Genomic DNA, 22,699 nt, shown 5'->3' on the forward strand with positions numbered 1-22,699 from the left:
CAAGCCGGAAATCATCGACGTGGTCCGCTCACGCGTCGAGCGCGCGCTCGATGTCGGCCAGGAGATCGGCGGTGTCCTCGATGCCACAAGCGATTCGGACAAAACCCGCACTGACCGGATCGCCCCAGCGCGCACGACGATCCGCCGTCGTGTGGATCCCACCGAAGCTGGTGGCGGCCGTGACGAGATTGCTCGCTTCGACGAACGAGTGGAATGCTTGAGCCGAATCCAACTCGACGCTCACCAATCCGCCGAATCGTTTCATCTGACCGGATGCCGTTGTGTAGGACGGGTCACCGCGAAGGCCGGGATAACGAACGGACCGGACCGCTTTGTGTCCAGCCAACATCTCGGCCAGGGCCAGCGCGTTGTCGCACTGACGCCCGAATCGCAGGCCTGCCGTGCCGAGACTCCGGTGCGCAAGCCACGTCTCGAAGGGGCCGAGCACTGTTCCCGAAAGAAGTCGCTCACGCTCGATCCGCTGACTCACCGCCGCATCGGAAGTAGCGACGTAACCCATCAGGAGGTCACTGTGCCCGCTGAGTGCCTTGGTACCGCTGGCCACCACGACGTCGGCACCCAATTCGAGCGGGCGCTGCCCCAGCGGTGTCGCAGTCGTGTTGTCGACGATCAGCAGCGCGCCCGATCGGTGACACACGTCGGCGAGCACGCGAAGGTCGACCACGTCCAGCACCGGGTTGGACGGCGTCTCGGCGACGACGACCACGCGACCCGGTGACGCGTCGAGCAGATCCGCGAAGCTCGCGTCGCCCATCTGCAGGGTCGAGACTTCGCGAACGGTGATTCCCAACGGCGCCAGACGTTCGTTCGCGTACAACCGCACCTGGTAGTACCCGTCCGAGGGCACGACGACGGTATCCCCGGCGACGAGCACGCTGCGCAAGGTCGCGGTGATCGCAGACATCCCCGACCCCATGACGAGTGCGTGGTCCGCTCCTTCGAGCGCCGCGAGCGCCGATTCGAGTCCGCGCCAACCCGGGTTCGACGCTCGAGCATAGGTATCGGACTCGGAGCCTTCGTCCACCGAAAGTTGGTACGGCGCAGCAAATATCGGACCCAGCTGCATGGGCTGACCCGCAGCGTGTTCGCGCGCAACGGCGCTCACACTTCGCGTCGAATCCCCGTAACCCTCGAAATCACTCACATCAATTTCACTCATTCCGGCTTCGTCCGGCGTCCGAGCAACTGACCGATCGCATCGCTGACGGCCATGCCTTCGTGGCACACCCGATGGACCGCGTCGGTCAACGGCATCTCCACGTCGTAGCCGGCAGCGAGTGCGCGTACCGACGTGCACGACTTCACACCCTCGGCGACCTGACCGTTGGTTGCCTTCTGTGCCGATTCCATCGACCCGCCCCGTCCGAGTCGCTCTCCGAACGTCCGGTTTCGCGACAACTCGGACGTGCAGGTCGCGACCAGGTCACCGACGCCCGCCAAGCCTGCAAGCGTCGACGCCTTGGCGCCGAGCGCGACACCGAGCCGAATCGTCTCGGCGAGACCACGGGTGATGATGCTGGCAACCGTGTTGTCGCCGAATCCACTACCGGCGGCCATGCCGCAGGCCAGCGCGATCACGTTCTTGCACGCGCCACCGATCTCGCAACCGATGACGTCGGAGTTGGTGTACGGCCTGAAATAGCCGGTAGCGCAAGCGTCCTGGAGAGCGAGGGCACGCGAGGAATCCGAGCAGGCGATCACCGTGGCCGCTGGCTGCCCGCTGGCGATCTCGTGTGCAAGATTCGGGCCCGAGAGCACCGCGACGCGCCCCGGTTCCACGCCGGTCACCGACACGATGACCTGGCTCATGCGCATGAGCGTCCCGGTCTCGATTCCCTTGGCCAGACTCAGCAGAGTCGCATCGGGTCCGATCGAGCCTTTCCACTGCTCCAGGTTTCCCCGTAGCGACTGCGAGGGAACCGCCAGCACGATGAAGTCAGCGCCTGCCATTGCCTCCTCGTGGTGGTGGGTCGCGCGAATCGACGAAGGCAAAGCAATGCCTGGCAGATAGTCGCTGTTCTCGTGTGTGGTGTCGATGCGCTTCGCGACCTCTTCACGCCTGGCCCACATCGTCACGTCGGTTCCGGCCTCGGCCATCACCTTGGCCAACGCTGTTCCCCACGAACCTGCGCCCAATACAGCTGCCTTACTCACACGCTCACCCCGTCTACCCGGCGAAGCGGGTCGCCGCCAGAAAAATCGTCTGCACAGAGTATCGCCTGTGGTGCACTGCGGTGGGCAGCCGCGGACACCGAGCGTGATGACTGGCAAGATCGAGGGATGGACAGCGCGGAACCCCCGTACCCACACGTCGTGGAGACACCGCATGCGCGCACGGAGATCGAACGCCCCATGCATGCGATAGTGGCCGTCAAGTCCTTGAGATCGGCCAAGTCCCGGCTCGCGGGCGAACTCGACGCGGACGCGCGTGCAGACCTCGTGTTGGCCATGCTTCACGACACCCTCGCGACCGTTGCCGCCGTCTCTGCCATCGACACCGTCACGGTGGTCACCCCAGACCCGACCGTTGCCGCTCTTGCGTATTCCGTCGGCGTGACGGTCTACGCCGATCCAGCTCCCCACATCTCGCTGACCAACGGCGCCTCACCGCGCGCGGAGGAAACCCTCAACGCAGCGTTGAGTGCAGCGGCCGCCGATATCCGAGCCAAACGCGGAGTGGTCGACCTCGTTGTGCTGCAAGCCGACTTGCCCGCGATGCGACCGAGCGAACTGACGGAGGCCGTGGCCGCCGCCCGAAGCGGTGGACGTTCAGTCGTCGTCGATCACCACGGCACCGGCACTTCCGCATTGTTTGCGTGTGGCGAGAGTGCGCTCGACCCCCGATTCGGTCCGGAATCCGCACGGGGACATGCTAATTCAGGTGCTCGTCCACTCAACGGCCAATGGCCGGGACTGCGCACCGACGTCGATACCCACGCCGATCTCGACACCGTGCGCGCACTGGGAGTAGGCCCCGCGACATTGGCTTCGTTGACCAGACTCAAGGCCACGCCGTCGAACAGTCGATGAATTTTCTTTCATCGATTGTCGGACCGCGCGATTGTGGGGGATGATCGACGAGTGAGCAATGGCGAAGCACTCGAAAACCGTATTTCCGAAGACCAGTCGGACGGAGACCACAGCTCCGGCCGACACGAGAACGGCGCGGCCACCTCGCCGCGATCTCAGGCCGTCGCGGTCGCCACCAACATCCCGGGCGCTCCCCCTGCAGCTACCAAGGCAGAGCTACCCGAATTGCTCGTCGGACTTCCCGAGGATCGTTACCTAAACCGCGAACTCAGCTGGCTCGATTTCAATGCCCGTGTTCTCGCATTGGCTGCCGACGAGTCACTGCCGTTGCTCGAACGCGCAAAGTTCCTCGCCATCTTCGCTTCCAATCTCGACGAATTTTTCATGGTCCGGGTCGCCGGACTCAAGCGCCGCGACGAGACGGGACTGTCGGTCAGGTCCGCCGACGGCCTCTCCCCACGCGAACAATTGGCGCTCATTGCGCGTCGCACCCAGGAACTCGCCGACAAGCACGCACACGTGTTTCTCGACTCGGTCCGCCCTGCCCTGGCGGCAGAAGGCATTTCAATTGTTAGATGGGCCGACCTCAGCGCCGACGATCACGGCCGGTTATCGGCGCATTTCCACGAGCAGGTCTTCCCGGTACTGACGCCGTTGGCAGTCGATCACGCCCACCCGTTCCCCTACATCAGCGGACTGAGCCTCAACCTCGCCGTGACAGTGAAGGACTCCGTCACCCGCGGCGAACACTTCGCTCGCGTCAAGGTTCCCGACAACGTCGGCCGGTTCGTGCGAGTCAAGAGCACGACGTCTTCGTCCACCATCGATTCGTTCCTCCCGATGGAAGAACTGATTTCGGCTCATCTGGACGTGCTGTTCCCCGGAATGGAAATCGTCGAACATCACGCCTTCCGAATCACACGCAACGCCGATTTCGAGGTCGAAGAGGATCGGGACGAGGATCTGCTGCAGGCACTCGAACGTGAATTGGCGCGTCGTCGTTTCGGTTCGCCCGTTCGCCTCGAAGTTGCCGACGACATGACCGAGCACATGCTCGAACTGCTTCTGCGTGAACTCGACGTCGATCCGGCCGACGTGATCGAGGTTTCCGGGCTCCTCGACTTGTCCTGCCTCTGGCAGGTTTACGCCGTCGACCGCCCAGCACTCAAGGACGCGCCGTTCGTCCCGGCGACGCATCCGGCGTTCGGCGAGCGTGAGACACCGAAGAGTGTGTTCTCGACCCTGCGCGAGGGCGACGTGCTCGTCCACCACCCTTACGACTCGTTTTCCACCAGCGTTCAACGCTTCATCGAACAGGCCGCGGCCGACCCGCAGGTGCTCGCGATCAAGCAGACCCTGTACCGAACTTCGGGCGACTCCCCCATCGTCAACGCACTGATCGACGCCGCCGAGGCCGGCAAGCAAGTTGTTGCCCTCGTCGAGATCAAGGCGCGCTTCGACGAGCAGGCCAACATCAAGTGGGCACGCAAACTCGAGCAGGCCGGCGTTCACGTCGTCTACGGTCTCGTCGGTCTCAAGACTCACTGCAAGACGTGCCTCGTCGTCAGGCGCGAAGGTTCGACAATTCGTCGCTACTGCCACATCGGCACCGGCAACTACAACCCGAAGACCGCGCGCATGTACGAGGACGTCGGATTGCTCACGGCAGCACCGGAGATCGGTGCCGACCTCACCGACCTCTTCAACTCGTTGACCGGATACTCCCGCAAGACGAGCTACCGCAACCTTCTCGTCGCGCCGTACGGGGTTCGCCGCGGGATCATCGAGCGGATCGACAACGAGATCGCTCACAAGCTTGCAGGCCGCGATGCCGGTATCCGCTTGAAAGCCAACGCATTGGTCGACGAGCAGGTCATCGACGCGTTGTACCGCGCGTCCAAGGCCGGTATCCCCGTCGAGATCGTGGTCCGCGGAATCTGCGCGCTCAAGCCGGGTGTTCCGGGCCTCAGCGAAAACATCGAAGTACGTTCCATTCTCGGGCGGTTCCTCGAACACTCGCGAATGTTCCATTTCCGCTCGGCCGACGAATTCTGGATCGGCAGCGCAGACATGATGCACCGCAACCTCGATCGCCGCGTCGAGGTCATGGTGCAGGTCAAGGATCCGAAACTGTCGAAGCAACTGGGTGACATCTTCGATTCCGCGCTCGATCCGCGAACTCGCTGCTGGGTACTGCATCCGGACGGCAGTTGGGTCGCTGCACCCGAACGCGGTGAGGACGTACGTGAGCATCAACAGTCGTTGATGCGCAGCCGCACCGCCAGCGGGTCTTGACGGGCTCGGATCACACCATGAGCGACAAGCCGGTCAAAGCCAACATCTTTGCCGCAGGCGCGGTTCTGTGGCGGAAGGCTCCCCAGGATCCTTCCGCCATCGAGATCGCCGTCGTACATCGACCGAAGTACGACGACTGGTCATTCCCCAAAGGAAAGCTCGATCCAGGCGAGACCTTCTTGACCGCAGCAGTTCGCGAGGTCCGCGAAGAGACCTCGATCACCGGACGTTTCGGAAGGCACCTCGGTGGCGTGACGTACCCGATCCCGGGACATCGCAAACTCAAACGAGTCGAATACTGGTCGGCCGAAGCAGTAGACGGAGATTTCGGGCCGAATAACGAAGTAGATGTTCTCTATTGGCTTCCGGTCGCCGAGGTCGCCGATCATCTTTCCTACCCGATGGATCGAATGATTCTTCGCCGCTTCGTTTCCATTCGGCCTGACACGAAAACGGTATTACTCGTCCGCCACGCAAAGGCTGGAAGCCGTAAGCGGTACAAGGGCGACGACAATTTGCGTCCACTCGACGCCAAGGGCAAAGAACAATCCGCCGCCTTGGTCGAACAGCTGAAAATCTTCGGAGCCGATACGGTTTTCGCGGCTGACCGTACGCGCTGCATCGACACCGTAATGCCGTTGGCGGAGGCATTGGGTGTCGAGATTTCGACGGAACCTCTTCTGACCGAAGAAGGTTACGAGGCCGATCCCGACGCCGCTCGGGCACGTGCGCTGCAGATAGCCGCACTGGAGGGCACTCCAGTGATCTGCAGCCAAGGAGGCGTCATCCCCGATTTGATGCGCTGGTGGGCTGATACGGCCGGTGTAACACTGCCCTCTGCACGCAACCGTAAGGCGAGCACTTGGGTGCTCTCGTTCCTCGACGGCCGTCTCGTCGCCGCCGATCACCTCGACAGCCCGCTCCCCAAAGTCGCCAACTCCTGAGGGATTTGGACCAACCGGCCCCAGCTCGATTCGGTAGTTTTGCAAAGCACTGAAACACAGGAGAATTCACACTTCTCCCAGACAGCAAAAAGAGGTGCAGCCGCGGATCAGATCCGCGGCTGCACCTCTTTGTCTTACGGCATCGGGTTTTTCACCCGAACGCGACTACTTTCCGCGCTTGGCCGGAGCCTTCTTGGCCGGAGCCTTCTTGGCTGCGGTCTTGGCCGGAGCCTTCTTGGCCGGAGCCTTCTTGGCCGGAGCCTTGGCTGCGGTCTTGGCCGGAGCCTTCTTGGCGGGAGCCTTGGTGGCAACCGTCTTCTTGGCTGCGGTCTTGGCCGGAGCCTTCTTGGCGGGAGCCTTGGTGGCAACCGTCTTCTTGGCTGCGGTCTTGGCCGGAGCCTTCTTGGCCGGAGCCTTCGCGGCAACCGTCTTCTTGGCTGCGGTCTTGGCCGGAGCCTTCTTTGCCGGAGCCTTCTTGGCTGCGGTCTTCTTGGCAGCAGCCTTCTTGGCTGCAGCCTTGGTGGCCGGTGCTGCTACGCCACGCTTGACTGCCGGGCCGGTGGCCGGAAGCTTCTGTCCACCAGCGATAACAGCCTTGAACTGCGCACCCGGACGGAAAGCCGGAACCGACGTCGGCTTGACCTTGACGGTCTCGCCCGTACGCGGGTTGCGTGCAACACGTGCTGCACGACGACGCTGCTCGAAGACTCCGAAGCCGGTGATGGTCACGCTCTCGCCACGGTGGACGGCGCGGACGATGGTGTCCACGACGTGCTCCACTGCGTCGGTCGCTGTGCGCCTGTCCGAACCCAGCTTTTCAGTCAGAACATCGATGAGCTCTGCCTTGTTCATTGAAATTCCTCCGCTAATTGTGGTCCACCGTCGGACCGACTGAGAACCACGGTAAACCTGATAACGGCAAGAGTCTATGTGCCACGCCAATTCTCATTCAACGTGACTGCGAAATGGTGACCTATTTCTCTTCCCGCGCGGAGTTGCGGATTTCGGTTCAGCCCTGCGAAATTCGGGCTGGAAGGGTAGTCGGTTTCCATGAAGGCCTTGACTTTTCGAACTCGGAAATCGCTTCTACCTGCCGCAATGTCAGTCCGATGTCGTCGAGCCCCTCCAGCAGACGCCACCGTGTGTAGTCGTCAATATTGAACGGCACCACCGTAGTTCCGGCGCTCACGGTCCGATTCTCGAGATCTACTGTCAATTCCAGTCCGGGCTGCTCTTCGAGCAACTTCCAGAGCAATTCGACGTCGCTCTGCTCGACCTGTGCCGCTACGAGACCGGCTTTTCCGGCGTTCCCGCGGAAGATGTCGGCGAACCGGGAAGCGATGACGACCCGAAATCCGAAGTCGGAGAGAGCCCACACGGCATGCTCACGCGAAGAGCCCGTGCCGAAATCGGGACCGGCTACGAGGACACTTCCCTTGTCGTACGGAGCCAGATTGAGAATGAAGTTGGGGTCGGTGCGCCAGCCTGCAAACAGCCCGTCCTCGAATCCCGTGCGCGTCACCCGTTTCAGGTACACGGCAGGGATGATCTGATCGGTATCGACATTCGAGCGTCGCAGCGGGACGCCGATACCCTTGTGCGTGGTAAAGGATTCCATCGAAATTCTCCTCGAGATGGTAAGTGGGTCAGACCAGATCGGCCGGTGCCGAGAGCGTTCCGCGGACCGCAGTGGCAGCCGCGACGAGCGGGGAAACCAGATGGGTCCGACCGCCTTTACCCTGTCGGCCTTCGAAATTCCGGTTGGACGTCGATGCCGAACGCTCGCCGGGAGCAAGCTGGTCAGGGTTCATTCCCAAGCACATCGAGCAACCGGCCTGGCGCCATTCGGCCCCTGCCGCCGTGAAGATTTCACCGAGACCTTCACTTTCGGCTTGAGCACGCACCCGCATCGAGCCGGGAACGATGAGCATCCGAACGCCCTCTGCCACATGGCGACCCTCGAGCACCTCGGCCACCGCGCGCAGATCTTCGATGCGTCCGTTGGTGCACGAACCGACGAAGACGGTGTCGACAGCAACATCCCGAAGCGCCATGCCGGCGTCGAGACCCATGTAGGTGAGCGCCTTCTCGGCAGCCTGACGCTCGCTCTCGTCGACGATCAGTTCCGGATCGGGAACACGGTCACCGAGCGGTGCACCCTGTCCCGGATTGGTTCCCCACGTGACAAAAGGCGTCAATGCGCTTGCGTCGATGTGGACCTCGTTGTCGAATTCGGCGCCCTCGTCGGTCTTGAGCAACTCCCACGCGGCGACGGCTTCGTCCCACTCTGCGCCCGACGGTGCATGCGGACGGCCCTTTATGAACTCGTAAGTGGTCTCGTCCGGTGCGATCATGCCCGCACGGGCTCCGGCCTCGATCGACATGTTGCAGATGGTCATACGAGCTTCCATCGACAGTTTGCGAATGGCCTCGCCGCGGTACTCCAGGACGTAGCCCTGGCCGCCGCCGGTGCCGATCTTGGCGATGACTGCCAGGATCAAGTCCTTGCTCGTGACGCCAGGAGGCAGCTCGCCGTCGACCGTGATCGCCATGGTCTTGAAGGGGCGCAACGACAATGTCTGCGTCGCCATCACGTGCTCGACCTCGCTGGTGCCGATTCCCATTGCGAGCGCACCGAATGCGCCGTGCGTCGACGTATGACTGTCGCCGCACACCACGGTGGTTCCCGGCTGAGTCAGGCCGAGCTGCGGTCCGACCACATGCACGATGCCCTGATCGAGATCGCCCATGCGGTGCAAGCGAACTCCGAATTCTTCGCAATTTCGGCGCAAGGTGTCGACCTGAGTCTTGGACACGGGATCGGCGATCGGCTTGTCGATGTCGATCGTCGGAACGTTGTGGTCCTCGGTGGCGATCGTCAGGTCGGGACGGCGCAACGGGCGTCCGGCCAAACGAAGTCCGTCGAAGGCCTGCGGGCTCGTCACTTCGTGAACGAGGTGGAGATCGATGTAGATGAGGTCGGGATCCTGCCCCTCCCCTTTCACGACAACGTGGTCGTCCCACACCTTCTCGGCGAGAGTGCGTGCTTTCTGTGCCATGTCTTCCACCTCTGTACGTAGCCTCGCGTCGGCGGACTACGGGCTGGCCCGCCGCGCGTGAAGTAGGTCCCCAGCCCTCGCAGCAGATGCAGACTGCCCCTGGGAAATGCACTAGCCCTTCAGCAAATGCGCTAGTCCACCAGGAAATGCGCTATCATCCCACTATGCGAGAAACTGGTATCGACCTATGAGACAGCATAGCGGCATCGGCGTCCTGGACAAAGCAATGGGCGTTCTTCATGCAGTAGCTGAGGAACCGTGCAGCCTCACCGAACTCTGTGCACGAACCGGTTTGCCGCGCGCGACCGCCCATAGACTCGCCGTCGGTCTCGAAGTCCATCGACTCCTCACACGCGACTCGGATGGTCAGTGGTGCCCAGGACCCGGACTCGCCGAACTCGCTGCCACCGCTAATGATCCACTCATTGCTGCGGCCGGACTCATCCTCCCCCGCCTTCGCGAAATCACCGGCGAAAGCGTCCAGCTGTACCGCCGGGAAGGCACCCAACGCATCTGCGTCGCGTCGATGGAACCGCCCACGGGCCTTCGCGACACAGTTCTCGTCGGGGCCAGGCTGCCGATGAATGCCGGTTCCGGCGCCAAGGTCCTTCTCGCATGGGCAGATCCACAAACCCAACGGACCGTTCTCGCCGATGCGTCGTTCGGCGAACGAGTGCTCCTCGAGGTTCGCCGGCGCGGCTGGGCACAGAGTGCAGCCGAACGTGAGCCGGGTGTCGCCAGCGTCGCGGCTCCCGTCCGAGACTCGGCAGGCGCTGTCATTGCCGCGATTTCGGTCTCCGGCCCCATCGATCGGATGGGTAGACGACCGGGAGCCCGCTGGGCGGCGGACCTTCTCGCAGCTGCCGAAGCGCTCCACAAGCGTCTGTAATTCGTGACACAGTAAGGCCTTCAGATCCTCGAGCACGTAGGAGTACGACGCGACCATGGCAGGAAAACAGCGTAGTCAGATCACGATGACCGAGACCGAAATTTCGAGCTTCGTCGAAAAGAGCCGTACGGCAACGATGGCGACGTTGAGCGCCGACGGAATGCCTCACCTGATCGCGATGTGGTTCGCGATAGTCGACGGCGAAATCTGGTTCGAAACCAAAGCCAAGTCGCAGAAGGCGGTCAATCTTCGCCGGGACACCCGTATGTCCGTCCTGATCGAAGACGGTCTGACGTACGACACGCTGCGAGGAGTCTCGATGGAGGGCACCGGAGTGATCGTCGAGGATCCGGAAGCTCTCTTTGCCGTGGGAATCAGTGTCTGGGAGCGATACACGGGCCCGTACACAGAGGATCTCCGCCCGGCCGTCGACGCGATGCTCCACAAGCGCGTCGCGGTACGGTTCGTTCCCGATCGAACTCGTTCGTGGGATCACCGCAAGCTCGGGATGCCTGCGATGCCTCTTTCCGGTTCTACTGCACCATCGCCGTAGACCCCGAGATTCGTGAAGCGAAATTCACGAGCTTTCGAATTCGGGCCGGCGTAGTTTCACCAACAGGCCCAACAACAAGGAGTGAGCATATGAGCGATCTCGACAGCAACACCCCGTCGGAACCCGAATCCCAATCGGAGGAAACCAAACGAAAGTTCCGTGAAGCCCTCGAACGGAAGAATCATCAGAACGCCAAATCGACCGACCATCGCGACGGACAGTCCAAGGTCCACAACACGCATGGCCCGGCCGATCACAAGCGAGAGTTCCGCCGTAAGAGCGGATAGCCGATCGCGGACAACAGAGTGAGATGACGATCACCCCCAGTCGAATTCGACTGGGGGTGATCGTTTTTCGCATCGCCGGAAACATTTCCCATACATACGAAAAGACCCTCCGATCAATGATCGGAGGGTCTTTCCTTTGTAGCCCCGACGGGATTCGAACCCGCGCTACCGCCTTGAGAGGGCGGCGTCCTAGGCCGCTAGACGACGGGGCCAGGACACGCTTTTAAACGTGGTATTCAGTCTTGCTCTTGGATGCTCAGCAAGCTTAGCTTGTCTGAGTCCGGCCACAAAATCGACCGGATTTCCGCTGGGGTACCAGGACTCGAACCTAGAATGGCGGTACCAGAAACCGCTGTGTTGCCAATTACACCATACCCCAAGGTCTTGCTCACCAGCCTTGCCCGATCCGCTTCGCTGTTGTGCTCGGCGGCTCGTCTCCGGCCGAAAAGAAGATTACCAGTACCCCTGCCCCAAATACCAAATCGTATGGTCACGGGAGGTTTTTGCTTCATTTTCGGCCGGAAGACCGTCCGATCTAGGCGGTTACCGCTGCCCTACCGGCGCGCAACCGAGCAATCGAGACCTCACGACCGAGCAATTCCATCGACTCGTACAGCGGAGGGCTGATGTGAGAGCCGGTGATCGCGACCCGAACCGGAGCGAAGGCCTTACGCGGTTTGAGCTCCAGATCCTCGATGAGGGCCTTCTTGAGCGCTTCCTCGATACTGGCCGCAGTCCACTCCGAGGTGGCCTCGAGCGCCGCAAGAGACGCGTCCAGAACCGGACCAGCGTCTTCCTTCAGGTTCTTTGCCGCCGCGGCCGGATCGAGAGCAAACGACGCCTCGTCGACGAACATGAACTTCAGCAGATCCCACGCGTCGGACAGGACGACGATGCGCGTCTGCACGAGGTCCGCCGCAACAGTGAACGTGGCTTCATCGACGTCGGCGCTGATGTGGCCGTGCTCCACCAGGAACGACTTCAGGCGGGCCGCGAAGTCGGCCGGCTGGAGCAAGCGAATGTGCTCGGCATTGATCGCGTCGGCCTTTTTCTGGTCGAAGCGGGCAGGGTTGGAGTTGACCTTCGAAACGTCGAAGGCCGCAACCATCTCGTCGAGTGAGAAGACATCGTGATCGTCGGCAATGCTCCACCCGAGCAGAGCCAAGTAGTTCAGCAGTCCCTCGGGAATGAAGCCCCGATCGCGGTGAATGAAGAGGTTGGACTCGGGATCGCGCTTGGAAAGCTTCTTGTTGCCCTGACCCATCACGAACGGCAGGTGCCCGAACGACGGTGTGAAATCGGCGACACCGATGCGGATCAAAGCCTCGTACAACGCGAGCTGACGCGGGGTCGAGGAAAGCAGGTCCTCACCGCGCAGTACGTGAGTGATCTTCATCAACGCGTCGTCGACGGGGTTGACCAGCGTGTACAGCGGAATACCGTTCCCGCGAGTCAACGCGAAGTCCGGAACGGTGCCTGCCTTGAACGTGGTCTCGCCGCGAACCAGGTCGTTCCACGTCAGGTCGTGATCGGGCATCCGGAGGCGGACGACCGGCTTGCGACCCTCGGCGACGTAGGCAGCGCGCTGCTCGTCGCTGAGGTCGCGATCGAAGTTGTCGTATCCGAGCTTCGGGTCGCGTCCGGCCGCCTTGTGTCGCGCTTCGACCTCTTCATTGGTCGAGTAGGACTCGTAGGCCTCGCCCGCGGCCAGCAACTTGGCAACGACGTCGAGATGCAGGTCGCGACGCTCGGACTGGCGATACGGTGCGTGCGGCCCACCGACCTCCGGGCCCTCGTCCCAATTGAGCCCCAACCAGCGGAGGGCGTCGAGGATGGCCTGGTAGGACTCTTCACTGTCGCGCTGCGCATCGGTGTCTTCGATACGGAACACGAACGTGCCGCCGTGGTGTCGTGCGAATGCCCAGTTGAACAAGGCGGTGCGCACCAAACCTACGTGCGGGGTTCCGGTGGGTGACGGACAGAAACGGACGCGTACTTCGCTGTTGGTCATGGCTCACTTGGCTCGGCGATGATGGATGGTCGTACTACAGGTTAGTCCCGCAGCGCTTCCTCCATCCCGCCGATCACTTACCCGGCAAGACGTTGATACGTGTCATGTCACCGTCGTAGTAGGCGAGTAGTCGCTTGTCCATGACCTTTCGCCACAGCGGCGGCACCCACGCGCACACGATCATGACCGCGTAACCCGCTGGAAGTTGCGGCGCTTCGGCCGCACTGCGCAGGCTCTGGTACCGCAGACGCGGATTCGCGTGATGGTCACTGTGACGCTGAAGTTGATAGAGGAACAGATTGCTGACGACGTGGTCGCTGTTCCAGCTGTCCTCGGGCGAGCAGCGAACGTACGAGCCGTCAGGCCGCTTCGCACGTAGCAAGCCGTAGTGCTCGAGATAGTTGGCGGTCTCGAGGAACGTGAATCCGGCAATCGCCTGAACGGCCAGCCACGGCGCGATTTCCCACCCGAACACCGCGATCAGGCTGCCGAACAGGACAACACTCATCGCCCACGCGTTCAGGATGTTGTTCCGATAGCTCCACGTCCGTCTGCCTTGACGCTGCAGGCGAGCGCTTTCGATCCGCCATCCCGAGCGCAAGCCGCCGATGACACTGCGCGGCAAGAAGAACCAGAAGTTTTCCTTGTATCGCGAACTGGCCGGATCCTCCGGCGTCGCGACACGGACGTGGTGACCATGGTTGTGCTCGACGTAGAAATGGCCGTAGAAGGACTGCGCCAGCGCTACTTTCGCGAGCCACTTCTCGAGCTTCTCGCTCTTGTGCCCTAATTCATGCGCCGCGTTGATCCCCACACCGGCAACCACGCCGGCAGTCATCGCGAGCGCGAACTTCTCCCCCGCCGCCATCGGCGCATTCACCCAGCACCAGGCGACGAACACGAGACCGACGTATTGGAGGGGCAGGAACAGATACGTGCACCAGCGGTAGAAACGATCCTCTTGCAATTCAGGGATCGCTTCGTCCGGTGGGCTGTTACCGTCCTCGCCCGCCAGTAGATCGATCAGGGGAATGACGATCACGATGAGCCAGGCCCCGATGGCCCAGAAGAGCCCGAGACTGAATTTGTCGACCAGGAACCACGCAGCGAACGGACTGAGGGGCACCAGCAAACCCAGTGGCCACAGGTAGCGCTTCTTGTCTCGCCACACCGGCCGCTGCCCGTTCCGCGCATGCTCTGCCGCTGTCCGGGATGCTTCCGCGAAGGTCGTCATGTATCACCACGTTTCTGCGCAATCCACTCGATTGCCCCATCGGCTTCTATCCAGTTATCGGCCACCCTACTGCTCAGCGTTACATTTCAGGGAATTTGGTCTGTTACGAGCCGCGGCAGCAAACCGCGGGGCGAACCCTCCCAACCTCACCAAATCAGACATAACGCCAGGAGGATCATGGGTGAAGCTTCGCCTGGCTCATGAAACCCGCAGGTCAGTCCCAGGGCCCGATTATCTCGAACCGGAAGGCAATCCCAATCGGGCATCCGGCGTTAGTTACCATCTTGCAACTTTTCTTTGACAGACACCTCTCGACTCACACCACGACAGAGGCCCCATCCGGTGGGGATGGGGCCTCCGTAGTCACATGACGGACGAACCGGGTCAGATCAGTTCTTGGCGGTCACCGGGTTCGTGAGCGTGCCGATCCCCGAGACCGTGACCGACACGGAATCGCCGTCGACGATCGGGCCGACTCCGGCGGGGGTTCCGGTGAGGATGACGTCGCCGGGAAGGAGGGTCATCACCGCCGAGATCCACTCGATGATCTTCGGAATGTCGTGAAGCAGGAAGGCCGTGCTGCTGTCCTGCTTGACCTGACCGTTCACCTCGGTCTTGATGTCGACGTCGGACGCATCGAGGCTGGTTTCGATCCACGGACCGAGCGGGCAGAAGGTGTCGTGGCCCTTCGCGCGCGTCCATTGCCCGTCGTGACGCTGATGATCTCGCGCCGATACGTCGTTGGCGATCGTGTAGCCCAGGACCACGCTCAACGCCTTCGCCGCGGGTACGTCTTTGCAAGGCTGACCGATGACCACCGCGAGTTCACCCTCGAAATGCACCTCGTTGGACGTCGGAGGCAAGACGATCGGGGCGCCCGGGCCGACGATGGACGTATTGGGCTTGAGGAAGATCACCGGATCAGCCGGCGCCTCGCCGCCCATCTCCGCGATGTGATCTGCATAATTCTTGCCGATACAGATCACCTTGCTGGCGAGAATCGGAGCCAGCAGACGAACATCGGCGAGCGGCCAACTTCGGCCGGTAAAGGTGGGGTTCCCGAACGGGTGCTCCGCAATTTCCTTGGCGACGAGGGCATCCTCTTCACCTTCGATACTGACGAACGCAACACCATCGGGACTGGCAATTCGACCAAGACGCATACTGGCCAGTCTATCGGGGTGCCGGAAACGACTGACGCGCGCAAGCCGAAAGGCTTACGCGCGTCAGTCTCGTGAAAGAAATCCTTACAGCGCTGCAGTGATCCGGTCGCCGATCTCCGTCGTGGAGATGGGGCCTTCACCGCGGGTAGCCAGGTCGGCAGCGACCACAGCCTCGACGCGAGCGGCGTCGTCCTCGCGTCCGAGATGGCGAAGAAGCAGTGCGGCCGAGAGGATCGCGGCGGTGGGATCTGCGATTCCCTTGCCGGCGATGTCCGGAGCACTGCCGTGCACGGGCTCGAACATCGACGGGTTGGTACCGGACGCGTCGATATTTCCGCTTGCGGCCAAACCGATTCCACCGGTCACGGCACCGGCCAGGTCGGTGATGATGTCACCGAAGAGGTTGTCCGTCACTATGACGTCGAACCGCGACGGGTCGGTCACCATGTAGATGGTGGCAGCGTCGATGTGGCAGTACGCGGTCTCGACGTCCGGGTACTCGGCCCCGACTGTCTCGATCGCACGCGTCCAGATTGCGCCCGCGTTGGAGAGCACGTTGGTCTTGTGAATCAAGGTGAGGTGCTTGGAACGTGTCTGCGCCAACGCAAATGCATAACGAACAACACGCTCGGCGCCGAACCAGGTGTTGATCGACACCTCGGTCGCGATCTCGTGATCGGTGCCGACGCGGATTGCTCCACCGTTACCGGTGTACGGGCCCTCGGTGCCTTCACGAACCACGACGAAGTCGATCTCCGGCTGGGCCGCCAACGGCGACAGCGCACCCGGGTACAGCTGTGCGGGGCGAAGATTCACGTGATGATCGAGCTGGAAACGCATGTTCAGCAGCAGACCACGCTCGAGGATGCCGGGTGCGACGATCCGCGGATCACCGATGGCGCCCAACAGGATTGCGTCGTGCTGACGGATCTGGTCCAGCTCTTCCGCCGGGAGCAACTCGCCGGTGGCGTTGTAGCGACGGGCACCGAGATCGTATTCGGTGGTTTCCAGATCCGGAACCAACTTACCCAGCACCTTGAGTGCTTCGGCTGTGACCTCGACACCGATTCCGTCGCCCGGAATGACCGCAAGCTTCATGGAGTCCTCATCTCAGTAGAACTGTGCGCCTTTATTAACCGCGGGCGGTTAATAAAGGCGCACAGCAAAAACAATCAGGAAAGGTCGACCTGGGCGACGCGAGCGTCGAGCTGCGAGACGATTGCCTCGACCTCGGCGTCTCCGACGACGCGATCGACGCGCAAGATGACCGTTGCGCCTTCGCCTTCGGCATCCTGGCTCAGTGCTGCGGCGAGGATGTCCACGCCCGCGTTACCGAGCACGGTGCCGAGGACACCGAGAACGCCCGGGCGATCGCTGTAGTGAACGACGATGTTGTGACCCTCGGCGCGCAGGTCGAAGCTGCGTCCGTTGATGTTGACGATCTTCTCGACCTGCTGCAGACCGGTGAGTGCGCCCGTGACCGACGTGACCGTGCCGTCCGCGGCAACTGCGCGAACCTCGACCGCGCTGCGGTGAGCAAGAGCCTCGGAGTGCTTCTCGACCGATACGGTCACGCCGCGCTGCTCGGCCAGTGCCGGAGCGTTGACGAACGTGACGGCCTCGTCGCTGCTGGCGGAGAACACGCCGCGCAGTGCGGCCAGGCCGAGGATGTCGACGGTTTCGGCAGACAGCTCGCCGGTGGCGACAACCTGCACGGTCTGCACAGCTTCGGGCGACAACGTCGCAGCGAGGAGACCGAGCTTGCGGACCAGCTCGAGCCACGGAGCAACTTCTTCTCCGACGGGGCCGCCGGAGACGTTGACAGCCTCGGGAACGAATTCGCCCGCCAGAGCGAGGAGAACACTCTTCGCCACGTCGATGCCTGCGCGGTCCTGAGCCTCGGACGTCGATGCTCCGAGGTGCGGGGTGACAACGACGTTGTCGAGCTCGAAGAGCTTGGAATCGGTGCACGGCTCGGTGCTGAACACGTCGAGACCGGCGCCGCGGACCTTGCCGGAGACCAGTGCGTCGTAGAGCGCGTCTTCGTCGATCAGACCACCGCGGGCGGCGTTGACGATGATGACGCCGTCCTTGGCCTTGGCGAGACGCTCGGCGTTGATCAGGCCGGCCGTTTCCTTGGTCTTGGGCAGGTGCACGGAGATGAAGTCGGCGCGCTCGACGAGCTCGTCGATGGTGACCAGTTCGATGCCGAGCTGCGCGGCGCGAGCTGCGGGCAAGTAGGGGTCGTACGCGATGATGGTGGTTTCGAACGCGGCGAGACGCTGCGCGAACAGCTGGCCGATGCGGCCGAGTCCGACAACGCCGACGGTCTTGCCGAGGATCTCGACGCCGTTGAACTTGCTTCGCTTCCAGGTGTTCTCACGCAGGGTCTTGTCTGCTGCGGGAATCTGGCGAGCGGTCGACATGAGCAGAGCAACTGCGTGCTCGGCTGCCGAGTGGATGTTGGAGGTCGGTGCATTGACGACCATCACGCCGCGCTCGGTGGCTGCGGGGATCTCGACGTTGTCCAGGCCGACACCGGCGCGGCCGATGATCTTCAGCTTGGTGCCTGCGGCCAGAACCTCGGCGTCGACGGTGGTGGCGGAACGGACGAGAATCGCGTCGGCCTCGGGTACCGCGGCGAGCAGCGCCGGGCGGTCGGGTCCGTCGACCCAACGCACCTCCACACCGTCACCGAGCGCCTCGACTGTGGACGGCGCGAGCTTGTCGGCGATCAGAACAACGGGACGGCCAGGCTGGCTCACGTGCAAACTCCCTGATTAGGTGGGCGTGAAGGTGGTTTAACCACCGATAGTTTAGTGCGCGCTCACTTCGAATCCACAACGCGGTAGGCGATACCACATAGTGGACACTTTCGAGGGCGAATTCTCGACAGGATGTGGGCTATGGCTTTTGCTCGGTCCATCCTCGTATCGACAACGGTTTCGCGGACGAGCGAACAACCGAAACTGCGATTCCCCGGCCAGCCGTACGTCGAATCGCAAACGGCTACAGCGGAATCGGGACCAGAGTGGGTGTCATCTCACTGTGCGCTTTCCATGAACTATCAGTTGCGGCCGTCAGTGACTCGTCCTCGAGTTTGCCGTCGAACAACGCCGAGGCGAGTACGTGGGCAGCCAACCGGGGTGGTATCGCATTCCCAATCTGCTGAGCAATGTCTCGACCGGACCACGGGTAATCAGGCGGGAATGTCTGCAACCGACCTGCCTCCGAATGGCTGAACCGGCGCGTTTCGACGCCTTGCGGTGATGTGACTCGATTCCGTGAGACTTTCCCGGTAACCGTGAACGCTGGTTGCTCGGAGGTGCGCCGCCCACGAGCAGTCGAAACGCCCCCACTGCCGTAATTGGATATCACTACGAACTGCCCACGCTCGCCGAGTGCATCGCCCATCGTCTGCCACTCCAATAAACCTGGCGTTCCTTCGCTGCGCTCAGCACCTCGTTTGTATCGGCGATGCGTCGCTTCAGGAAGCTTCGGCTTGCCGATCTTGCGCGCCACGAGAACCGCTCGTCGCCTGGTCTGTGGAACTCCGAACTCCTCCGTATGCAGCACCTCACATTTGGACGAATACCCGAATCCCTCAAGCGCCTCACCCATCGCCTCCCAAACAGGCAATACCGCTGGCACCTGTTCGAGCACAATCACCTCATAGGGTCGACCAAGTTCATTCGCCTTCAAAGCCCACCGCAGGGGCTCCAGAACCAAGCCTGTCCTCTCATCATCTAATTCACCAACGTCGTCCGAAACATCCTCGTCGGACGCCATGCGCTTGATGAAGCCGACTACCCGATCGAGAGCCTTCCGACCAGCTCCCGAACCCGCAACCGTGAAGGTCTGGCATGGCGGCCCACCCGCAAGATACCGAGCTCCGGGAAATAACTCCGGCCCAAAATCGCGAACATCACCGGGCTGAGTCAGTAAGCCAGCGTTTGCTCGTGTCTCGCAAGCGTTCGGATCCCACTCGATCCCGACGACCGGTACGCCCAGCCATCGCGCTGCGACATCCAACCCGCCAGGGCCTGCGAATAGATCCACCATCTGTGCTGTCTGGAACGGCGGCGGGGCTGCACTCGGTGACATGTGAGCAGATACTAGTGGCCCCAAGCGACACAATTTGAATCGCTAACTTGGCTGCTTGACCGCTTACGTGGCTGCCTCGGGCCGCCAACCCACCTGGCACGCCCGAAGCCGCCCCCATCCGGCCTCACTCAGCCCGGTACAACGTCGATGATCGGTCGACGACTTGACGAGTCGAGCGTGGTGAACCGTAGTGGTTCGGCACCTCGACGGGCTGTCAACGGTGGAACGAAGGAGAAAGCCATAACAACCTTGCCGGGATCTAGGTTATTAACTGAACCACGCTCCGGCCTATTCAACTGTTCCAGGATTGGGTAGATCACCACCACGCCAGTTCGAGACGTGTCACCTTCTGCCCACTTCACCTTGTTGTGCGCAATCTTTACCGGACCTGGACGATGCTTCGGGTCGCTGATGGCCCCAAACAAGGGGTCTCGTCGTCGGTCTCGTGAGAAATACGAATATGAATGTTTGGTACCCCAGTCCGCAACCTGCGCTGACCCGTTGCCTGATTTCACAGCATTATGTTGGGGAGCCAGGACGAGCCAATCATCTACAAGCCCACTATCCGTAATTCCACGTAGGTATGCGAGATGCGGCAAGAACTGGGAGGGTGCCCACCACCGCAAACTGTGGAAAACCTCAAGAATCTGCTCACTGCCAATCCGGCCCGCCAAGGCCGAAAACCCTAGAGCGACCGTTTCTTCACCGGACGGGACATTCGACGTCTCGATCTTGATCGGCGAGGACAAAGACGACAACGATTCCAGAATGGGTGTCCACAAAGCCGTGTTGACACGGAGGTCCGTCACTTTCTTGGGATATGCAGTCAACTCCCGCCACTCCCCCGGACTCGCCATTTCAACCAACTGCGCGTTGTACATCTTGTTTACACTGGTCGGCTTTAACGAAGGAAGATGCTGCGAGACCAGCGGCGGCACCTGCGCAGGTGTTATCAGCGCTCGGCCGTCCTCCATCTGCGAGTACCGCGCTAACTCCGAGCGGAAACTCTCTTCGTCGAGGCAGATAGCTTCGAAAGACTCATAAAGATCAACGCTCTTCTTGCCTACTGTTTCCTCACGACCGAGGTAAAGTCGAACGAGATCTTGGTAGCCTTCACGGAACCCGAACCAACGTCCCATCTGCATCAATGCGGACACCGAGGTGGCATTACGACGAAAATACGTCACCGTCAAACCCTCGACAGTGAACCCACGTGACAGCTTCTGTCCACCGATGAGAATTTTCCAGATCGAGCGCTTGTCAAAGTCCGCATCGCCAGTATCAAGATACTTATCACCGTTAACAACAATGATTGGCTTAAGGTCACCACCAATACGGAAGGCGGCCGGACCGACATACTTCAGTAACTCGTCATACGACTTCGGAATTGCGTGCGCCCCTGATCGAGCGACGGATACCGGAGCCATGTCGGTGTCGAAAAGTTCACGAAGCCTAGCATGTCCGTCAGCACTCGTGTAGCCGGAATTCCACCACAACTTAGACACCCGACCCAATAACTCCCGATGATCGTCCGTAAGCCTGGATTCATGAATGAGCATTGTGTGATGCGGGAAATGTCCATCACCTAAACCACCCTCTGCCTCACGATACAGCTTAACTGCGGCGGACAATACAAACATATCCATCGCTTTTTGCAGGCAGTCGTCATCTTCGTCATCGAGCGTGACAATGTCCCGAACATGAGCCTTCTCATTCGAGTTGAAGATTGTGCGATCTCGGGCAGGAATTGCCGAGTCTAAATCGTGAAAGTCCCGTGCGCCCATATAACCGATCGGCCGAGGCAACGAAAGAATGAAGTCCTTCGGAAAAATATCCTCTGCATCGCTTGGATCAATGAAAACATTGGCGAATGGAGTTGCGGTGTAGCCAACATACTGCGCGCGTGGTAACATTTTTAGCAACTCGCCGATTTTAACATTTATGGCGGTGCGCTCAGCGTTAGGTTTCGCCAAGTTTGAAGTATTAACCGACGCTTCGTCAGATTCGTCGTCTATAATCAGCACGGGAATTTCAGACAAAGGTGTAGTTAGCCGTCTGAGGTCCTTGACGAGCTTCGTCAGAACATCTTTATTCTTCTTGACAACCATCAACCGAACCGAAGAGGAGTGAAGGTTCTTGGGATCATACAGCGGTAGCGAGCGGTCCTTCTTCTCAACCTCCAATGCTTCGATGCCCTGCAGCAGTGCCTCGTAGTCCTTTTCCCGCGTCGTCATTCGAATGATATCGAACGCCCCGAGCACCGAAGGCCTCTCACCAAACTTTAGGAACTTATCCTGGCTCCAGGCTGGATCATCGGCGTAGTCGGATTCATATTCATTAGTTCCGCGCAAGATATTTTCCCGACCGACTAGTTCCATGTCGAGGCGGCGTTGAGTCTGCCGGCGCAACACGTTCAGTGTGCCACCTAGAACAATTACCAACCTATAGCCCGCATCCACCGCTTTCGATATAACACCGGTAAAGTTAGCCGTCTTGCCGGACTGAACATAGCCAACGACCAAACCCTTGGACTGGTAGGTGTCAACATTGGTTGGATTCGCCAGCCGCTCCACCACTTGATTCGAAGCCTCATCGAGGCTAGCGACCGCCTCGTTGGACCAGCCTTTGTCAAGCAGGAGCTTCCGGTACGCTGTCCAGTACCACCCGTCACTGTGTGTGGTATCCGGCAGGTACCAGGGCTCGAACTCCTCGCTAACAACCACAGGTCGGTCAATTGTTGCGATCGGAATTAACTGGCTGAGCAAGGTCCGGGTGTCCTCACTCAATCCCAGATAGTCATAGATTTCCTTGCGCCGAGAATCAGTGCGAGACTCGGACTTCGACCAGATTGGATTGTTAATAAAATCCCATCGAGTTAGCTGTCGGCGCCATTTCTCGATAATCGGATCAACTGACTGCGCTGACTTCAGTGTTATACAAAAATCCTCTTCAGATACAAGATTCTCGGCAGTCGGGGAGAGTTCCTCCGCTTGGTACGCCAAGGCGCGCAAAAGTTTCTTCGGCCGACTGGCATCCATGTCAGCCAGCGCCGCGGTGTGAAGATCAATTCGAATCTGATCGATATCGTTCATTTACAAGTCCTCGTCAG

Annotated in this window: 18 protein-coding genes, 2 tRNA genes and 1 pseudogene; 6 read left to right on the forward strand and 15 right to left on the reverse strand. The window is 60.9% G+C overall.

Annotated elements, in window-relative coordinates; all coding sequences use genetic code 11:
* Positions 1–28: 28 nt before the first annotated feature.
* A complete protein-coding gene (locus tag ACKAMS_RS15150) occupies positions 29–1,180 on the reverse strand; it encodes a cystathionine gamma-lyase (protein ID WP_019747942.1) in 1,152 nt (383 codons plus the stop codon).
* Positions 1,177–2,175, reverse strand: coding sequence for an NAD(P)H-dependent glycerol-3-phosphate dehydrogenase (locus ACKAMS_RS15155; RefSeq protein WP_019747941.1), 999 nt, complete (start codon positions 2,173–2,175; stop codon positions 1,177–1,179). The genes ACKAMS_RS15150 and ACKAMS_RS15155 overlap by 4 nt, the downstream gene beginning before the upstream one ends.
* A gap of 126 nt (positions 2,176–2,301) precedes the next feature.
* Here ACKAMS_RS15155 and cofC point away from each other — a divergent pair, with 126 nt between their 5' ends.
* Genes cofC through ACKAMS_RS15170 form a run of 3 tightly spaced genes read left to right on the forward strand, consistent with a single transcriptional unit; the run spans position 2,302 to position 6,290 of the window.
* Positions 2,302–3,051: a 2-phospho-L-lactate guanylyltransferase gene (gene cofC / locus ACKAMS_RS15160; protein WP_024487353.1), complete on the forward strand. Its 750-nt coding sequence runs from the start codon at positions 2,302–2,304 to the stop codon at positions 3,049–3,051.
* 51 nt (positions 3,052–3,102) lie between these two features.
* Positions 3,103–5,346, forward strand: a complete 2,244-nt coding sequence (locus ACKAMS_RS15165; RefSeq protein WP_003942685.1) for an RNA degradosome polyphosphate kinase — start codon at positions 3,103–3,105, stop codon at positions 5,344–5,346.
* A 17-nt stretch (positions 5,347–5,363) separates the two neighbouring features.
* Positions 5,364–6,290, forward strand: coding sequence for a bifunctional NUDIX hydrolase/histidine phosphatase family protein (locus ACKAMS_RS15170; protein ID WP_264614392.1), 927 nt, complete (start codon positions 5,364–5,366; stop codon positions 6,288–6,290).
* Positions 6,291–6,455: 165 nt separating this feature from the next.
* Here the strand turns inward: ACKAMS_RS15170 and ACKAMS_RS15175 are convergent, their stop codons facing one another.
* The 3 genes from ACKAMS_RS15175 to leuC all read right to left on the reverse strand — a co-directional run bounded on the left by ACKAMS_RS15175 (position 6,456) and on the right by leuC (position 9,358).
* Positions 6,456–7,142: an HU family DNA-binding protein gene (locus ACKAMS_RS15175; protein ID WP_020907264.1), complete on the reverse strand. Its 687-nt coding sequence runs from the start codon at positions 7,140–7,142 to the stop codon at positions 6,456–6,458.
* A 157-nt stretch (positions 7,143–7,299) separates the two neighbouring features.
* A complete protein-coding gene (gene leuD, locus ACKAMS_RS15180) occupies positions 7,300–7,908 on the reverse strand; it encodes a 3-isopropylmalate dehydratase small subunit (RefSeq protein ID WP_019747937.1) in 609 nt (202 codons plus the stop codon).
* A gap of 28 nt (positions 7,909–7,936) precedes the next feature.
* Positions 7,937–9,358 (reverse strand): 3-isopropylmalate dehydratase large subunit, encoded by a 1,422-nt coding sequence (leuC, locus tag ACKAMS_RS15185; RefSeq protein ID WP_019747936.1) that lies wholly within the window; start codon positions 9,356–9,358, stop codon positions 7,937–7,939.
* A 178-nt stretch (positions 9,359–9,536) separates the two neighbouring features.
* Between leuC and ACKAMS_RS15190 the strand changes: the two genes are divergently transcribed.
* From ACKAMS_RS15190 to ACKAMS_RS15200, 3 genes are all read left to right on the forward strand, one after another.
* Entirely contained in the window at positions 9,537–10,238 is a 702-nt protein-coding gene (locus ACKAMS_RS15190) for an IclR family transcriptional regulator (protein WP_007729342.1), read from the forward strand.
* 55 nt (positions 10,239–10,293) lie between these two features.
* Positions 10,294–10,791, forward strand: coding sequence for a pyridoxamine 5'-phosphate oxidase family protein (locus tag ACKAMS_RS15195; RefSeq protein ID WP_019747935.1), 498 nt, complete (start codon positions 10,294–10,296; stop codon positions 10,789–10,791).
* A gap of 89 nt (positions 10,792–10,880) precedes the next feature.
* Entirely contained in the window at positions 10,881–11,078 is a 198-nt protein-coding gene (locus ACKAMS_RS15200) for a DUF5302 domain-containing protein (protein ID WP_007729345.1), read from the forward strand.
* A 139-nt stretch (positions 11,079–11,217) separates the two neighbouring features.
* Here the strand turns inward: ACKAMS_RS15200 and ACKAMS_RS15205 are convergent.
* The 10 genes and pseudogenes from ACKAMS_RS15205 to ACKAMS_RS15250 all read right to left on the reverse strand — a co-directional run bounded on the left by ACKAMS_RS15205 (position 11,218) and on the right by ACKAMS_RS15250 (position 22,682).
* Positions 11,218–11,290, reverse strand: a tRNA-Glu gene (locus ACKAMS_RS15205).
* 95 nt (positions 11,291–11,385) lie between these two features.
* Positions 11,386–11,457, reverse strand: a tRNA-Gln gene (locus tag ACKAMS_RS15210).
* Between the two features lie 156 nt (positions 11,458–11,613).
* Positions 11,614–13,089, reverse strand: coding sequence for a glutamate--tRNA ligase (gltX, locus tag ACKAMS_RS15215; RefSeq protein WP_070386927.1), 1,476 nt, complete (start codon positions 13,087–13,089; stop codon positions 11,614–11,616).
* Between the two features lie 73 nt (positions 13,090–13,162).
* On the reverse strand, positions 13,163–14,323 hold the full coding sequence (locus tag ACKAMS_RS15220; RefSeq protein WP_029255108.1) for an alkane 1-monooxygenase: 1,161 nt from the start codon (positions 14,321–14,323) through the stop codon (positions 13,163–13,165).
* A 389-nt stretch (positions 14,324–14,712) separates the two neighbouring features.
* Entirely contained in the window at positions 14,713–15,486 is a 774-nt protein-coding gene (locus ACKAMS_RS15225) for a fumarylacetoacetate hydrolase family protein (protein ID WP_020969311.1), read from the reverse strand.
* 84 nt (positions 15,487–15,570) lie between these two features.
* Positions 15,571–16,584, reverse strand: a complete 1,014-nt coding sequence (locus tag ACKAMS_RS15230; RefSeq protein WP_019747931.1) for a 3-isopropylmalate dehydrogenase — start codon at positions 16,582–16,584, stop codon at positions 15,571–15,573.
* 74 nt (positions 16,585–16,658) lie between these two features.
* Positions 16,659–18,251, reverse strand: coding sequence for a phosphoglycerate dehydrogenase (gene serA / locus ACKAMS_RS15235; RefSeq protein ID WP_003944758.1), 1,593 nt, complete (start codon positions 18,249–18,251; stop codon positions 16,659–16,661).
* Between the two features lie 244 nt (positions 18,252–18,495).
* Entirely contained in the window at positions 18,496–19,107 is a 612-nt protein-coding gene (locus tag ACKAMS_RS15240) for a DNA cytosine methyltransferase (protein WP_240951996.1), read from the reverse strand.
* 219 nt (positions 19,108–19,326) lie between these two features.
* Positions 19,327–19,590, reverse strand: a pseudogene (locus tag ACKAMS_RS15245) (DNA cytosine methyltransferase); the annotation flags it as partial.
* Between the two features lie 128 nt (positions 19,591–19,718).
* Positions 19,719–22,682 (reverse strand): Z1 domain-containing protein, encoded by a 2,964-nt coding sequence (locus ACKAMS_RS15250; protein WP_408989205.1) that lies wholly within the window; start codon positions 22,680–22,682, stop codon positions 19,719–19,721.
* Positions 22,683–22,699: the final 17 nt, after the last annotated feature.

The sequence above is a fragment of the Rhodococcus sp. 5A-K4 genome, from assembly GCF_046097995.1.
Lineage (GTDB): Bacteria > Actinomycetota > Actinomycetes > Mycobacteriales > Mycobacteriaceae > Rhodococcus_F > Rhodococcus_F erythropolis.

What these genes read in the sequence shown, in the direction of transcription:
- ACKAMS_RS15240 (WP_240951996.1), bottom strand. Translation starts at nt 19,107, where the DNA reads ATGGGTGAGGCGCTTGAGGGATTCGGGTATTCGTCCAAATGTGAGGTG.
- leuD (WP_019747937.1), bottom strand. Translation starts at nt 7,908, where the DNA reads ATGGAATCCTTTACCACGCACAAGGGTATCGGCGTCCCGCTGCGACGC.
- ACKAMS_RS15150 (WP_019747942.1), bottom strand. Translation starts at nt 1,180, where the DNA reads ATGAGTGAAATTGATGTGAGTGATTTCGAGGGTTACGGGGATTCGACG.
- ACKAMS_RS15250 (WP_408989205.1), bottom strand. Translation starts at nt 22,682, where the DNA reads ATGAACGATATCGATCAGATTCGAATTGATCTTCACACCGCGGCGCTG.
- ACKAMS_RS15170 (WP_264614392.1), top strand. Translation starts at nt 5,364, where the DNA reads ATGAGCGACAAGCCGGTCAAAGCCAACATCTTTGCCGCAGGCGCGGTT.
- ACKAMS_RS15190 (WP_007729342.1), top strand. Translation starts at nt 9,537, where the DNA reads ATGAGACAGCATAGCGGCATCGGCGTCCTGGACAAAGCAATGGGCGTT.
- ACKAMS_RS15195 (WP_019747935.1), top strand. Translation starts at nt 10,294, where the DNA reads ATGGCAGGAAAACAGCGTAGTCAGATCACGATGACCGAGACCGAAATT.
- ACKAMS_RS15225 (WP_020969311.1), bottom strand. Translation starts at nt 15,486, where the DNA reads ATGCGTCTTGGTCGAATTGCCAGTCCCGATGGTGTTGCGTTCGTCAGT.
- cofC (WP_024487353.1), top strand. Translation starts at nt 2,302, where the DNA reads ATGGACAGCGCGGAACCCCCGTACCCACACGTCGTGGAGACACCGCAT.
- gltX (WP_070386927.1), bottom strand. Translation starts at nt 13,089, where the DNA reads ATGACCAACAGCGAAGTACGCGTCCGTTTCTGTCCGTCACCCACCGGA.
- ACKAMS_RS15200 (WP_007729345.1), top strand. Translation starts at nt 10,881, where the DNA reads ATGAGCGATCTCGACAGCAACACCCCGTCGGAACCCGAATCCCAATCG.
- ACKAMS_RS15230 (WP_019747931.1), bottom strand. Translation starts at nt 16,584, where the DNA reads ATGAAGCTTGCGGTCATTCCGGGCGACGGAATCGGTGTCGAGGTCACA.
- ACKAMS_RS15220 (WP_029255108.1), bottom strand. Translation starts at nt 14,323, where the DNA reads ATGACGACCTTCGCGGAAGCATCCCGGACAGCGGCAGAGCATGCGCGG.
- ACKAMS_RS15175 (WP_020907264.1), bottom strand. Translation starts at nt 7,142, where the DNA reads ATGAACAAGGCAGAGCTCATCGATGTTCTGACTGAAAAGCTGGGTTCG.